Genomic DNA, 13,788 nt, shown 5'->3' with positions numbered 1-13,788 from the left:
GTCAGAGGCGCGGGGCGTCGGCCAGCAGGCGGCGCGTGTAGTCCTCGCGCGGGGCGGCGAGGAGGGACGCGGCCGGGCCCGTCTCGACGAGGCGGCCGTCGCGCATCACGGCGATGCGGTCGCTCATGTGCGCGATCACGCCGAGGTCGTGCGAGATCAGCAGCAGCGCCAGTCCGAAGCGTTGCTGCAGATCGTCGAGCAGGTCGAGGATCTGCGCCTGCACCGAGACGTCGAGCGCCGACACCGGCTCGTCGCAGATCAGCACGTCGGGGCGCGAGGCGAGCGCGCGGGCGATCGACACCCGCTGCCGCTGCCCGCCCGAGAGGGTCCGCGGCGAGCGCCGCTCCAGCGCCGGTGAGAGGCCGACGCTCGTCAGCAGCTCGGGCACGGAGGCGTGCGGCCCGTCGCCGCGTCCGCCGGCGTCGCGCAGGAGGCGGCCCACGCTCCAGCGCGGGTCGAACGACGACAGGCTGTCCTGGTAGATCGCGCCGATGCGGGGACGGAGCGGGCGGCGATCGCGCTCGCGCGCCTGGGACCACGCCTCGCCCGCGAACTCGACCGACCCCGCATCGGGACGCCGCAGCGCCAGCAGCAGACGCGCGACCGTGCTCTTGCCCGAGCCCGACTCGCCGACCAGCCCGAGCGTCTCGCCCCGCCGCAGCTCGAGGTCCACGCCGTCGACCGCGGTCCGGGAGCCGAAGCGGGCGACGAGCCCGGAGGCGCGCAGCACGACGTCTCCGGGCGGCGCGGGCGCGACCGCGGGCGCGTCGGGGTCGGTCAGCCGCGACCCGCGCGGGCGCCCGGCCGGTACGGCGGCGACGAGGGCCCGAGCCTCGGCGCTGACCGGCGCGCGCAGCACCTGCTCGGCGGTCCCCTCCTCGACGACGCGGCCGTCGGCGAGCACCAGGATGCGATCGGCGAGCCCCGCCACGACGGCGAGGTCGTGCGACACGAGCAGCAGTGCGCGGCCGCGCGCCTTCTGCTCGGCGAACAGCTCGAGCACGCGCGCCTGCACGGTGACGTCGAGCGCGGTCGTCGGCTCGTCGGCGACGAGCAGCGGCGGGTCGAGCACGATCGCGGAGGCGAGCAGCGCCCGCTGACGCAGACCACCGGACAGCTCACCCGACCGGTCCCGCATCCGCTCGACGGGATCGGGCATGCCGACGCTCGCGAGCGCCTCCGCGACCCGGCGCGACGCCTCCGCCGCCGGGAGCCGCCCGTGCAGGCGCAGCACGTCGCCGATCTCGCGGCCGATCGGGCGCAGCGGGTCGAGCGACTGCAGCGCGTCCTGCGGCACGAAGCCGACGGCGGCCCCGCGGCGGCGCCGCAGCACCCGCTCGCTCGCGCCGACCACCTCCTGATCGCCGACCCGGATACTGCCCGACACCGCGCCTCCGCCGAGCCCGAGCAGCGCCCGGGCGGTGACGCTCTTGCCCGAGCCGGACTCGCCGACGATCGCGACGCACTCGCCGGGCTCGACGCGGAACGAGACGCCGTGCACGACCTCGACGCCGTCGAACGCGACCCGCAGGCCCTCGACGACGACCGCGGAGGCGCCGCCGACCGCCGCGCTCACCGCGCACCCCGCAGTCGCCCGCCGAGCACCGTCGTCGCGATCGTCGTCAGCACGATCACGAGCCCCGGGAACACCGTCAGCCACCATGCGCTCGCGAGGTACGTGCGCCCGGCCGACAGCATCGCGCCCCACTCCGGAGCCGGCGGCTCGGCGCCGAGACCGAGGTAGCTGAGCGCCGACGCCCAGACGATCGCCTGGCCGACCCCGAGCGTCGCGAGCACGGCGAGGGGACCGAAGGTGTTCGGCAGCACGGTGCCGACCAGGATGCTCAACGGCGGGTGGCCGAGCACGCGCGCGGCCTCGACGTAGCCGGAGTCGCGGATGCCCAGCAGCTGCGTGCGCAGGATGCGGGCGTAGCCGGGCGCGGTCGAGAGGCCGACCGCGATCGTCGCGGGCACGACTCCGGGGCCCGTGACCACGATCACCAGCAGCGCGAGCAGCAGAGCGGGGAACGCGAACAGCACCTCGAGGATCCGCCCGATCACGCCGTCGACGAAGCGGCCGCCGAACGCCGCGACCACCCCGAGCACCGCGCCGAGTGCGAGCCCGATGGCCGTCGCGCTCGCTCCGATCAGGAGGGAGGCGCCGGCGCCGGCGATCAGGCGGCTGAGGACGTCGCGTCCCGACTCGTCGGTGCCGAGCAGGTGCGCGAGCGACGGTGGGCTGAACGCCTCCGTCGGCGCGACCGCGAGGGGGTCGGCGGGCGCGAGCAGGCCGGGGGCGAGGGCCGCGAGCAGCAGCAGGGCGACGAAGACGAGGGCGAGCAGGTCGCCGGGGCGGAGGCGGCCGGCGCGGGTGCGGGGGACGCGCAGCTCGAGCTCGCTCATGCGCGCACCAGCCGCGGATCGATGAGGCGCGTCACGACGTCGGTCGCGAGGGTCACGACGATGTAGGCGAGGGCGGTGACGAGCACGACTCCCGTGACGACGGGCACGTCGCGGACGGTCACCGCCGAGAGCAGCGTGCGGCCGAGACCCGGCCTCGCGAAGATCGTCTCGACGACGACCGCGCCGCCGATCAGGTAGCCGAACGCCCAGCCCGAGAGCGAGACACCCGGCAGCACCGCGTGGCGCAGGGCGTGACGGAGGCGGATCCCGAGCTCGCCCTCGCCGCGCGCGCGGGCGGCCAGCACGAACGGCGACTCGAGAGCGTCGAGCAGGGAGCGGCGCATCACCTGCCCGAGGAAGCCGGCGAGCGGGATCGCGAGGGTGAGGGCGGGCAGCACGAGCCCGTTCGGAGAGTTCGTGCTCACGGGAGGGAGCCAGCGGAGCGCGGTCGCGAAGACCGCGATCAGCACGGTCGCCAGCCAGAAGTGCGGCAGCGCGGCGGCCGTCAGCTCGAGGCCGGCGCCGATGGCGGCGGCGACGCGGCCGCCGCGGGTCGACCAGAGGGCGGTCGCGAGCGCGAGGATCCACGCGAGCGTCAGGGCGAGAGCGGCGAGGAGGAGTGTGCCGGGCAGCTGCTGCCCGAGCAGGTCGACGACCGGAGTGCGCAGGGAGTAGGAGGTGCCGAGGTCACCGCTCGCGAGGCGGCCGAGCTGCGTCAGGTACTGCGCGAGGAGGGGCTGGTCGAGGCCGTACTCCGCGCGGACGGCGGAGAGCGCCTCCGGAGACGCCTGCGAGCCGGGCCCGCCGAGGATCGCCTGCGCCGGGTCGCCGGGGATCAGCCGGATGAGGAAGAACACCGCCGTCGCGACGGCCCACAGCACGACGAGCGCGCCGCCGAGGCGTGCGAGCACGCGTCGGATCATGCGGTGCCTCCTCTCCGTCCCGTGCTGATCGGGGTCCACCTGCCCCCGGTCGAGCGTGCCTGCTGACCGCCCCTTCGAACCTCCAGGAGTTGTCGTACTCGACCGCCGAGTACGACAACTTTGGCGGACTCGAAGCGGCGCGGCTCCTCCACATGGTGGGGAAGGCGGCGATCCGTCCACAGAGCTGACGCCGGTGGGTCTCGATACGCCGCGTGCAGCGGCTACTCGACCAGCGTGCTGGCACGGTGCGCTCAGTGAAGCATCAGCTCGCTGGTCGAGCCCGCAGCCCGCGCAGCGGGCGTCTCGAGATCCCCGTGCTTCAGCGCGCTACGAGACCCAGGCGTCCGCGAACCACGGGGTCGAGACGGTCGCCAGGGCGGCGACGCCCTGCACGGCCGAACGGTGCAGGTAGTGGTTCTGCTGGTCGTAGAGCGGCAGGATCCAGTAGCCGTCGAGCACGATCTTCTGCGCCTGCTGGTACAGGTCGGCACGCTCGGCCTCGTCGGTCGTCGCGCTCGCCTGCTCGAGCAGGGCGTCGAGCGCCGGATCGGACACCTGGGCGTGGTTCGCGAAGTAGCCGCTCGGCGCCGGCGTGATGCCCGAGGACGAGTACAGGATGCGCAGGACGTCCGGGCCGACCTTCGTGTATGGCGCGCTGACCAGCTCGTACTCGTTCGCCGCGAGCGCCGCATACCAGCTCGAGAGGTCGAGCAGGCTGATCTGCACGTCGAAGCCGGCTGTCTTGGCCGAGGCCTGGATCTGCTCGAACAGCGACTGCTCGGCCGGGATGGACTGGTTGGTGCTCACGGGCAGGCGGAGCGTGAGCGGCGTCCCGTCCTTCTCGCGGATGCCGTCGCCGTCGGAGTCGACCCAGCCGGCCGCCTCGAGGAGGTCCTCGGCCGCCGCGACCTCGTCGTCGGAGCCGGCGTCCTCGAACAGAGACGGCTCGGAGTAGGCCGTCGCCTCGCTGCTCGACAGCGGCGAGTACGAGCGCGCGGCGGTGCCGAAGAAGAGGGAGTCGATCGCGTCGTTGACACCCACCGCGCGGATGAACGCCTCTCGGACGCTCGGGTCGTCGAACGGCGACTGGCCTGAGTTGAGCTCGAGGCGGTTGACCGAGCCGGGGCGCGGGGCGTCGATCTCGACCAGGTCGGAGGCGTCGGTCGCCGCCGCGAGCGTGTCGGGCTGGGCGTTGTCGATCACGTCGACCTCGCCGGCCTGCAGCGCGGCGTAGCGAGTGGCGGAGTCGGGGATGAAGCGCCAGGTGATGCTCGAGAGGTAGGCGGGGCCGTCGTGACCGTCGCCGGTCGGGCCGGCCTGGGCGTCGTAGGCGTCGTTGCGGGTCAGGGTCACGTGGTCCTGCTTGACCCACTCCGTCACGGTGAACGGGCCGGTGCCGACGGGCGCCTCGCAGTTCGCCTCCTCGCCGCGGGCGATGCCGGTGGGCGACTCGATCGCGGTCCACGGCTGCGCGAGCGACTCGAGCAGCGCACTGTCGGGCGCGCTGAGCGTGAAGCGCGCGACGGTCGGCGAGACGGCGGTGACGGTGGCGACCTTCGCGACGGCGAGGTAGCCGGTGGACGACTTGGTCGCCGGGTCCTGGAGGTGCGCGATGTTCGCGGCGACCGCCTCCGCATCGAGCGGCGTGCCGTCGGTGAAGGTGAGCCCCTCGCGCAGCGTGAAGTCGTAGCTGAGCGCGTCGTCCGAGACGGTCCACGACTCGGCGAGCCAGGGGGTGATCGCTCCGGTGTCGTCGCGCGAGACCAGCGACTCGAGCACCTGCGTGGCGAGCAGCGCCTGCGGGTAGTTGCCGCCGACGTGCGGGTCGAGGCAGGTGGGCTCGGCGTCGCCGGACGCGTAGGTGAGCGTGCCGTCGGCGACCGGGGTGGAGGAGCCTCCGGCATCGTCGGAGGCGGCGGTGCAGCCGCTCAGCAGGAGGGCGGACGCCGCGAGGGCGGCGACGGGGAGGAGAGAGCGCAGTGACATGACGACTTCCGACGGGGTGGCTCCGGATATCTGCACCCGGCCCATAAACGCTACCAGCCGCCGTGCGCCCCCGGTGGAGGTCCGCGAGTCTCCGCTCGGGCGAGCGACACGCCACGACGCAGTTCGCCCGACTCGCGGAGCAGACCGGGGGGCGGGGTCAGCCGGAGGTGGAGGCGCGGATCACGAGCTCGGGCTGGAAGACGACCTGGCGCGGCTCCGGATCGAGCAGCAGCTCGACCGCGGTCGCTCCGATCAGCGCGCTCGGCTGCCGGATGCTCGACAGGGGCACGACGGTCGCCGTCGCGAAGGCGATGTCGTCGTAGCCGATCAGCGCCACATCCTCCGGCACCCTGATCTCGCCGAGCAGCACCAGCGCCTGCAGCACGCCCACCGCGAGCAGGTCGTTGGCGCAGAAGATCGCATCGGGGCGAGCGGAGGCGTCGCGCTCGGCGATCGCGCGCCCCGCCTCGCGCCCCGCGAGCACCGAGAGCGCGTCGGTCGGGATCTCCTCGAGAGTCGCACCCTCGAGGGCCGCGACCGCCTGCCGCGCGCCCGCGACGCGGTCGGCGACCTGGCGCACCGACTCCGGACCGCCGACCACCGCGATGCGGCGGCGCCCGAGCTGCAGCAGGTGCTCGACGGCCAGGCGACCACCGGCGATGTCGTCGACCGCCACGGACGAGAACGCGGGATCGCTCGACTCGCGGTCGACGAGCACGCAGGGGATGCCGTGCGAGCGGAGGCGGGCGAGGCGCGCCGACTCCTCCCCCTGCGGCGAGATGAGGACGCCGCTGACGCGCTGCTCCTCGAAGAGGTCGAGGTAGGAGTCCTCGCGGGCGGCGTCGGAGTCGGTGCTCGCGAGCAGCACCGAGAGTCCCGCCTCCGCCGCCCTGGCCTGGGCGCCGCGCGCGACCTCGGAGAAGAAGGGGTTGCCGGCGTCGAGCACGACGAGCCCGACGCTGCGGCTGCGGCCGGCCCTGAGCTGCCGCGCCGCGTCGTTGCGGACGAAGCCGAGCTCGGCGATCGCCTCCTGCACGCGCTGGACCGACTCGCCGCCGACCTTCTCGGGACGGTTGAGCACGTTCGACACAGTGCCCACCGACACCCCGGCTCGGGCGGCGACGTCGCGGATGCTCACGGACGGCACGGCTCCTCCTCGGGGATCTGGGCGTCCCGGAAGTATGACATCGGGATCGGGAGCACCTGCGTTCCCGGCTTTGACAGGCCTCTGCGGCGCGCGCTACGCTCCGGGTGAAACGATTCATAGCGGGATTCATCCCACCTCTGCACTGAAGGAGCCGCTCGATGACGAGTGACACCCCCCTCACGCGGGCCTGCTTCCAGCTCCGCGTGAAGCCCGAGCGGCTCGCCGAGTACCGCGAACGCCACGCCGCGGTCTGGCCCGACATGCTCCGGGCGCTCAAAGCCTCCGGCTGGAACAACTACTCGCTCTTCGTCAGCGACGACGGCCTCCTGATCGGCTACGTCGAGACGCCGTCCCTCGCCGCCGCGCAGGCGGCCATGGCCGAGACCGAGGTGAACGCCCGCTGGCAGGCCGAGATGGCCGAGTTCTTCGTCGATCTCGACGGCGCGCCCGACGAGGGCTTCCTCCCGCTCACCGAGGTGTTCCACCTCGAGGACCAGCTCGCCGCCCTCACCGACACCGCAGACACCGCAGACACCGAAGGAACCGCACGATGACCGATCTCAGCCCCGACATCCTCAGCCAGCTCGAGCAGCAGGCGATCGAGCTGCCCTCCTGGGCCTTCGGCAACTCCGGGACCCGCTTCAAGGTCTTCTCGACGCCCGGCACGCCGCGCACCATCGAGGAGAAGATCGCCGACGCGGCGAAGGTCAACGAGCTCACCGGCCTCGCCCCCAGCGTCGCGCTGCACATCCCGTGGGACAAGGTCGACGACTACGCCGCCCTGGGCGAGTACGCGTCCTCGCTCGGAGTGAGCCTCGGCACGATCAACTCCAACACGTTCCAGGACGACGACTACAAGTTCGGGTCGCTCACGCACTCCGACCCGGTGATCCGCCAGAAGGCGATCGACCACCACCTCGCGTGCATCGACATCATGGACGCGACCGGCTCGCGCGACCTCAAGATCTGGCTCGCCGACGGCTCGAACTACCCGGGCCAGCAGGACATCCGCGGCCGGCAGGACCGCCTCGCCGACTCGCTCGCCGCGATCTACGAGCGCCTCGGCACGACTCAGCGCCTCGTGCTCGAGTACAAGTTCTTCGAGCCCGCCTTCTACCACACGGATGTGCCGGACTGGGGCACCTCGTACGCCCACGTCGCCGCACTCGGCGACCGCGCACTGGTCTGCCTGGACACCGGCCACCACGCCCCCGGCACCAACATCGAGTTCATCGTCGCCCAGCTGCTGCGCCTCGGGAAGCTCGGCTCGTTCGACTTCAACTCGCGCTTCTACGCCGACGACGACCTCATCGTCGGCGCGGCCGACCCGTTCCAGCTGTTCCGCATCCTCTTCGAGGTGGTCCGCGGAGGCGGCTACGGCCCGGACTCGCCGGTCGCCTTCATGCTCGACCAGTGCCACAACGTCGAGGACAAGATCCCCGGCCAGATCCGCTCGGTCCTCAACGTGCAGGAGATGACGGCGCGCGCGCTGCTCGTCGACCGTGCCGCCCTCGAGGAGGCGCAGCTCGCCGGCGACGTGCTCGGCGCGAACGGTCTCTTCATGGACGCGTTCTACTCGGACGTCCGCCCGGCCCTCGCGGCCTGGCGCTCGGACCGCGGGCTGCCGGCCGACCCGATGGCCACCTACGCCGCCTCCGGACACGCGCAGGTGCTCGCCGACGAGCGCGCCGGCGGCACTCAGTCGAGCTGGGGCGCCTGAGGCGGGGAGATCTGCCTGCTGGTCGAGCCCGCAGCCCGTGCTGCCTGCTGATCGAGTAGCCCGCGGAGCGGGGCCTTCCTCTCTCTCTCCACGAGACGCGCAGCGATACGCCAGGATCGACGGATGAACCTGGACGACCTCGGCGAGCGGGTCTGCATCATCGGCCCCTCGAACAGCGGCAAGTCGACGCTCGCCGTTGCGATCGGCCGTGCCCGCGGGATTCCGATCGTGCACCTCGACCAGTACTGGCACCTGCCGGGGACGCACTGGGTCGAGCGAGGAGCCGACGAGTTCGCCCTGCTGCACGCCGCGGCCGTCGCCGGCGACCGCTGGGTGATCGAGGGCAACTACTCTCGCTGGCTGCCCGAGCGCCTCGACCGGGCCACGGGCCTCATCGCGCTCGAGTCGACGACGACCGCGACGGTGTTCCGCTACCTCCGTCGCACCTGGAGCCGACAGGAGCGCATCGGCGGCCTGGAGGGGACTCGCGACCGGGTGAGCCTCGCGATGCTGCGGTTCCTCCTCGGGCCCTCGCGCCGGAGCAGAGATCGCTACCGGCGACTGCACGACGAGGCCACCGTCCCCTCCGTGCTCCTCTCGGACCGCGCGGCGCTGGACGACTTCACCCGCAGGAACGGGCTCCGCTGATTCGCGCTCGTCCGCGCGCACCGGAATCCACGTCGTGCAGGGAGCACCCGCACAACGAAGGCTGAACGTCCTGAAGCGTCGAGAGATCGGGGATTCGCGGCGTTCAGCCTTCGTTGTGCGGGCGCAGCGCCGCCACCACGTCCTGCTGGGCCGCGCGGCCGGCGCGCGTGGGCAGCAGCGGGTACACGTGCAGCTGACCGACCGCCTCGTGCAGCGTCAGCGCCACTCCCGCCTCCGCGGCCTTCGCCGCGAGCACGTGCGCGTCGGGATTCAGCACGTCGCGGGTGCCGGTGAACACCGTCAGCGGGCCGAGGCCGGCGAGGTCGCCGAAGAGCGGGCTCACGACCGGGTCGGTCAGCTCGAGTGCGCCGCGCCAGCGGTCGGCGAGCACCCGCCCGCCGGGGGTGCCGAGCCACGGGTCCGTCGGCTGCACGAGCGGGATCCGCGGATTGCTCCAGGTGAGGTCGAGCGCGGGCGAGATCAGGACGGTCCCGGGCAGGACGACGCCCTCGTCGCGCAGGGCGAGCGCGGTCGACAGCGCGATCTGCCCGCCGGCCGAGTCGCCCGCCAACGAGGTGGTCCCGTGGCGCTCGATACTCCTCCGCACGAGACCCAGCACGCCGTCGCGCGCCTCGAGCGCGGTGCCGAACGGCACGAGCGGGTAGATCGGGAGGGTCACCACCACCGATGCCTCGTCCGCGATCCGCGCCGCCAGCCGCCAGTGCTGCGGCGCGATCTCGGTGACCCAGCCGCCTCCGTGCGCGTACACCACGCCTCCGACGGGGCGCCGCGGACGGATCGTGTAGACCGGCCAGCCGCCGACCTGCTCGACGTCGACCCGGACGCCGGGACGCAGACGCGACGGCGGACCGGACGCCGCCGGGCGCAGCGCGTTCTCGCGGATGCGGCGGCGGGCGCCGTCGGCCGTGACGAAGGTGCGGTTCGCACGGATCAGCCGCAGCGCGAGCGGAACGAGGGCGTCGGGCACGGCGGGGGTCATCCCCCGAGCATCGAGCACCGCGCTGTGACGCGCCTCAGTCCTCCTCGAGCACCATGCCGACGGAGGTGGCGCACGCGTCGCCGCGCCACGCCTCCACTCCCTCGCGCAGCGCGAAGACGACGATCACGAGGCCCGCGACCGGATCCGCCCACCACCAGCCGAGCAGGCCGTCGAGCACCAGCCCGATCAGCACCGCGGCCGAGAGCCAGGTGCAGACCAGGGTCTGCTTCGAGTCGGCCACGACGCTCGCCGACCCGAGCTCTCGGCCGGTGCGGCGCTCGGCGAAGGAGAGGAACGGCATCACGATCACGCTCAGCGCGGTGATGACGAGACCGAGCGGGCTGTGCTCCGCCTCCCGAGCACCCGCGAGTGCCAGCACCGACGAGACGGCGACGTAGGCGGCCAGCGCGAAGAAGGCGACCGCGATCACCCGCAGCGTGCCTTTCTCGTAGCGCTCGGGGTCCTTCCGCGTGAACTGCCAGGCGACCGCGGCGGCCGAGAGCACCTCGATGCCGGAGTCGAGCCCGAAGCCGATCAGCGCGGTCGACGTCGCGGCGGCGCCGGCGCTCAGGGCGACGATCGTCTCGACGAGGTTGTAGCCGATCGTCGCGGCGACGAGGAGACGGACCCTGCGGCGGAGCAGCGTGCGGCGGTCGTCCGTCAGCGTGGTCATGAGCACGTGCACCCCTCGCCCTCGCAGCAGTCGGGATCGACGTACAGCACCACTCGCAGCAGGTCGTCGAGCGCGGGAGCGAGGTGCGGGTCGGCGAGGCGGTACCAGGTGCGCCGCCCCTCCGGGATCGCCGCGACCAGGCCGCAGCCGCGCAGGCACGCGAGGTGGTTCGACATCACCTGGCGCGAGACGTCGAGCGCGTCGGCGAGGTCGGAGGGGAACGCCGGCGCCTCCCGCAGCATCAGCAGGATGCTCGCGCGGGTCGGGTCCGAGAGCGCCGAGCCGAGGCGGGCGAGCGCGGCGGTGTGGGTGAGCGTCGCGGTGACGGGGAGGGTGGCGGGCACGCCTCCGATAGTACAGCCGCTGCTGTATCGACGCCCTAGGCTGGTCCGGTGGACGAGGACATGCGCGCTGCGACCGTCGTCGTGGTCGGGGCGGGGCAGGCGGGACTCTCGGCCGGCTACCACCTCGCGCGCCGCGGTTTCTCGAGTGCCCTCACCGATCCCTCCGGCGCCCGCACCGTCGTGATGCTCGACGCGAACCCGGCACCCGGAGGCGCGTGGCAGCACCGCTGGGAGTCGCTGCGGATGGCGACGGTCAACGGGATCTTCGATCTGCCCGGCTTCCCGGTGCCTCCGATCGACCCGGACGAGCCGTCGAGGGTCGCGGTGCCGCGGTACTTCGCGCAGTTCGAGGCGGCGACCGGGCTGCCGATCCTCCGCCCCGTGACCGTGCGCAGCGTCGAGGCCGTCGACGACGATCCGGAGGGGGACCTCGTCGTCACGACAGACGCGGGCGCCTGGATCACCCGCGCCGTGATCAACGCCACCGGCACCTGGAACAACCCGCTCCTCCCCCGGTACCCCGGGCAGGAGTCGTTCCGCGGGCGCCGGCTGCACACCCGCGACTACGTCCGCGCCGAGGACTTCGCCGGCCGGCGCGTGGCCGTCGTCGGCGGCGGCATCTCGGCCGTTCAGCAGCTCGAGGAGATATCCCGCGGCGCGACCACGTTCTGGTACACCCGCCGCGAGCCGGTCTTCCTCTCGTCCTTCACGCCCGAGACCGAGGGTCGCGACGTCATCGCCCGCGTCACCGCCGACGTCGAGGCGGGAAATCCTGCCGGCAGCGTCGTGTCGTACACCGGACTCGCCTGGACGCCCTACGCGATCGCCGCCCGCGACCGGGGCGCGCTGGTGCGCCGGCCGATGTTCACCTCGATCGAGCCCGACGCCGTCCGCGAGGCCGACGGGACGCTCACGCCGGTCGACACCATCCTCTGGGCCACCGGCTTCCGCGGCGACCTGGCCCACCTCGATCCGCTCGCGCTGCGCAACGACCGCGGCGGGATCACGATGACCGGTACCCGGGTGGACGCCGACCCGCGGGTGCACCTGATCGGGTTCGGCCCGTCGCAGTCGACGGTCGGAGCGAATCGGGCCGGGCGGGACGCGGCGCGCGTCCTCTCGCGGTACCTCGACTCCGGCGGGTGAGCAGCGGGGCCGCCGACCCGCTGACGGCCGCGCTCACGCGACGACCCGCTCCGGGCGGGGCTCGGCCGGCGCCGGTCGCGGCCAGACCGTGTAGCCGACGGCGGTGACGATCCCGATCGCGACGACGAGGAGCAGGATCGGGAAGACGCCGTCGAGCGCCGCGGTCCGCGCGGGGTCGCCGGCGATCCAGCCGAGCAGGAGGACTGCGGCGGCCGCGATGGCGGCGGCGAGAGTCGTGCGGCCGAGGTCCTTCCAGCACCATCGCGCATAGGCGGCGCCGTAGAGCTTCTGGGGGGCGGGGCCTCCGGCGAAGCGGTGGGCGAACCGCAGGTCGGCGGCACGGACGAGCGCGTGGCCGTAGGCGATCGAGAAGCCGAGGTAGACGGCCGAGAGCGAATGGGCGAAGGAGGCCGTCGCTCCGTTCCGCAGATCGATCGCGGTCGCGACGAGCAGGACCACGTCGACCACGGGGGTCATGGCGAGCAGGACGGCGCCGGTGCGCTTCCAGCGGAGGGCGTAGCGCGCGAGCAGACCCAGGGCGATGACCACCCAGAATCCGATCTCGCACGCGATGACGATGGCCAGGATCATGGTTCCCCCGCTGCTCCGCTCGATCGATCAGCACGACTGTGCTAATCGATGTCGAACGCTAGCACGCCCGTGCTAATCTTGCGGAGTGCCCCTCGATCGCGACGCCCGCAAGGCCCAGCTGGCCGAGGCGGTCTGGCGCGTGGTGCGCGAGCGCGGTATCGGCGCTGTCTCGGTGCGCACAGTCGCGGAGGAGGCGGGCGTCGTCGTCGGATCGCTCCGGCACGTGTTCCCCACCCGCACCGAGCTCGTGGCCTTCTCGGCCGAGCTGATGGTGACGCGGGCGACCGAGCGGATCCTCGCCACCCCGCGCACGGGCGACGCGCTCGCCGACGCGGTGGCCATGCTGCGCCACCTGCTGCCGCTCGAGCCCGACAGCCGCGCCGAGCTCGAGGTGAACATCGCGCTGATCGCCGAGACCCCGGCCCTGCCCGAGCTGCGCGGGATCCGCGACGAGGCGCACCGGGGGCTCGCCGAGATGTGCGTGCTGCTCTGCGCCGCCGTGGCCCGCCGGACCCCCGACGCCGAGCTGCTCGACGCCGCGCGCCGACTGCACGCGCTGGTCGACGGGCTCGCCGTGCACCTGCTCCTGCGCGAGGGCGAGGGCGAGTGGGCGGTCGGGGTGCTGCGGGCCGAGCTGGAGCGGCTCGTGGGCTGAGGGCTGCGAGCGGGCCGAGGGGGACGCACTCGCACGAGGCCGGGAGGCGACCCGACCGGTGGCGCTTCAGGGTGCGGCCGAGACCGGCGCCCCTCGCCCGCCGCGCAGCGACCCCCTCCCCCTCGGGCCGGGTGCGCGTCGCCTCAGTCGGCCGTCGCCGCCGCGGCGACCAGTGCCGTGTCGACGAACTGCTCGAAGCGCACGATGAGCCCGCCGCGCACCACGAAATGGTGGGCGACCCGAGCGTCGAGCGCCTTGCCCGTGCTGCGGTGCGTCGCGGTGTAGCGCGCAAGCACGACGACGTTCTCGCCCTCGACGACGTAGTGGTCGTCGTGCGCGGCCCAGCCCTCCCAGTCGCGGCCGAGGATCTCCATCACGTTCGAGGTGACGCCCTCGGGCGTGCGGTAGGTGCCGGCGAGCGGGAAGCCCGCCATCTCGGTCCACTCGACGTCGGGGGCCATGGTGGCCCGCAGCGCGTCGAGGTCACCGGCGGCGGAGGCGAGGTACTGACGGCGGACGACGTCGCGCGGTGCGGTGCTCACGATCTCGGTT

Annotated in this window: 15 protein-coding genes; 5 read left to right on the top strand and 10 right to left on the bottom strand. The window is 73.3% G+C overall.

Annotation, left to right across the window (positions count from 1 at the left end):
- Position 1: 1 nt before the first annotated feature.
- The 5 genes from ASG06_RS08100 to ASG06_RS08080 form a co-directional block, all read right to left on the bottom strand.
- Positions 2–1,576 (bottom strand): ATP-binding cassette domain-containing protein, encoded by a 1,575-nt coding sequence (locus tag ASG06_RS08100; RefSeq protein ID WP_056040884.1) that lies wholly within the window; start codon positions 1,574–1,576, stop codon positions 2–4.
- Positions 1,573–2,403 (bottom strand): ABC transporter permease, encoded by an 831-nt coding sequence (locus ASG06_RS08095; RefSeq protein ID WP_056040881.1) that lies wholly within the window; start codon positions 2,401–2,403, stop codon positions 1,573–1,575. Before ASG06_RS08095 ends, ASG06_RS08100 begins: the two co-directional genes overlap by 4 nt.
- Complete coding sequence (locus ASG06_RS08090; protein WP_056040879.1) at positions 2,400–3,326, bottom strand: ABC transporter permease; 927 nt, start codon at positions 3,324–3,326, stop codon at positions 2,400–2,402. The genes ASG06_RS08095 and ASG06_RS08090 overlap by 4 nt, the downstream gene beginning before the upstream one ends.
- 327 nt (positions 3,327–3,653) lie before the next feature.
- Positions 3,654–5,312, bottom strand: coding sequence for an ABC transporter substrate-binding protein (locus ASG06_RS08085; RefSeq protein ID WP_056040876.1), 1,659 nt, complete (start codon positions 5,310–5,312; stop codon positions 3,654–3,656).
- Between the two features lie 157 nt (positions 5,313–5,469).
- The gene (locus tag ASG06_RS08080) at positions 5,470–6,459 is read right to left on the bottom strand and encodes a LacI family DNA-binding transcriptional regulator (RefSeq protein ID WP_056040866.1); all 990 of its coding nucleotides are present in this window, start codon (positions 6,457–6,459) and stop codon (positions 5,470–5,472) included.
- A 158-nt stretch (positions 6,460–6,617) separates the two neighbouring features.
- Between ASG06_RS08080 and ASG06_RS08075 the strand changes: the two genes are divergently transcribed.
- The 3 genes from ASG06_RS08075 to ASG06_RS08065 all read left to right on the top strand — a co-directional run bounded on the left by ASG06_RS08075 (position 6,618) and on the right by ASG06_RS08065 (position 8,827).
- Entirely contained in the window at positions 6,618–7,013 is a 396-nt protein-coding gene (locus ASG06_RS08075) for an L-rhamnose mutarotase (protein ID WP_056040864.1), read from the top strand.
- Positions 7,010–8,179 carry an L-rhamnose isomerase gene (rhaI, locus tag ASG06_RS08070; protein WP_056040863.1) on the top strand — a complete coding sequence of 390 codons (1,170 nt, stop codon included), beginning with the start codon at positions 7,010–7,012 and terminating at the stop codon, positions 8,177–8,179. Before ASG06_RS08075 ends, rhaI begins: the two co-directional genes overlap by 4 nt.
- 123 nt (positions 8,180–8,302) lie before the next feature.
- A complete protein-coding gene (locus ASG06_RS08065) occupies positions 8,303–8,827 on the top strand; it encodes an AAA family ATPase (RefSeq protein ID WP_056040862.1) in 525 nt (174 codons plus the stop codon).
- 103 nt (positions 8,828–8,930) lie between these two features.
- On the opposite strand, the gene ASG06_RS08060 is transcribed toward ASG06_RS08065, so the two are convergent.
- From ASG06_RS08060 to ASG06_RS08050, 3 genes are read right to left on the bottom strand one after another with little or no spacing between them, the layout of a single operon-like run.
- Positions 8,931–9,827: an alpha/beta hydrolase fold domain-containing protein gene (locus ASG06_RS08060; protein WP_056040861.1), complete on the bottom strand. Its 897-nt coding sequence runs from the start codon at positions 9,825–9,827 to the stop codon at positions 8,931–8,933.
- 34 nt (positions 9,828–9,861) lie between these two features.
- Positions 9,862–10,500 (bottom strand): cation diffusion facilitator family transporter, encoded by a 639-nt coding sequence (locus ASG06_RS08055; protein WP_056042444.1) that lies wholly within the window; start codon positions 10,498–10,500, stop codon positions 9,862–9,864.
- On the bottom strand, positions 10,497–10,844 hold the full coding sequence (locus ASG06_RS08050) for an ArsR/SmtB family transcription factor (RefSeq protein WP_056040859.1): 348 nt from the start codon (positions 10,842–10,844) through the stop codon (positions 10,497–10,499). Before ASG06_RS08050 ends, ASG06_RS08055 begins: the two co-directional genes overlap by 4 nt.
- A gap of 48 nt (positions 10,845–10,892) precedes the next feature.
- Between ASG06_RS08050 and ASG06_RS08045 the strand changes: the two genes are divergently transcribed.
- The gene (locus ASG06_RS08045) at positions 10,893–11,990 is read left to right on the top strand and encodes a flavin-containing monooxygenase (protein WP_231727660.1); all 1,098 of its coding nucleotides are present in this window, start codon (positions 10,893–10,895) and stop codon (positions 11,988–11,990) included.
- A 33-nt stretch (positions 11,991–12,023) separates the two neighbouring features.
- Here ASG06_RS08045 and ASG06_RS08040 read toward each other — a convergent pair whose 3' ends face one another.
- The gene (locus ASG06_RS08040) at positions 12,024–12,581 is read right to left on the bottom strand and encodes a hypothetical protein (protein ID WP_056040857.1); all 558 of its coding nucleotides are present in this window, start codon (positions 12,579–12,581) and stop codon (positions 12,024–12,026) included.
- Between the two features lie 85 nt (positions 12,582–12,666).
- Here ASG06_RS08040 and ASG06_RS08035 point away from each other — a divergent pair, with 85 nt between their 5' ends.
- Positions 12,667–13,236 carry a TetR/AcrR family transcriptional regulator gene (locus ASG06_RS08035; RefSeq protein WP_056040854.1) on the top strand — a complete coding sequence of 190 codons (570 nt, stop codon included), beginning with the start codon at positions 12,667–12,669 and terminating at the stop codon, positions 13,234–13,236.
- Between the two features lie 143 nt (positions 13,237–13,379).
- On the opposite strand, the gene ASG06_RS08030 is transcribed toward ASG06_RS08035, so the two are convergent.
- Positions 13,380–13,778 (bottom strand): nuclear transport factor 2 family protein, encoded by a 399-nt coding sequence (locus tag ASG06_RS08030; protein WP_231727659.1) that lies wholly within the window; start codon positions 13,776–13,778, stop codon positions 13,380–13,382.
- Positions 13,779–13,788 lie beyond the last annotated feature (10 nt).

This window comes from Rathayibacter sp. Leaf185, assembly GCF_001423885.1.
Classification (GTDB): domain Bacteria; phylum Actinomycetota; class Actinomycetes; order Actinomycetales; family Microbacteriaceae; genus Rathayibacter.
Note: the sequence above shows the minus strand (reverse complement) of the source record. Positions and strands in the feature narration are given on the sequence as shown.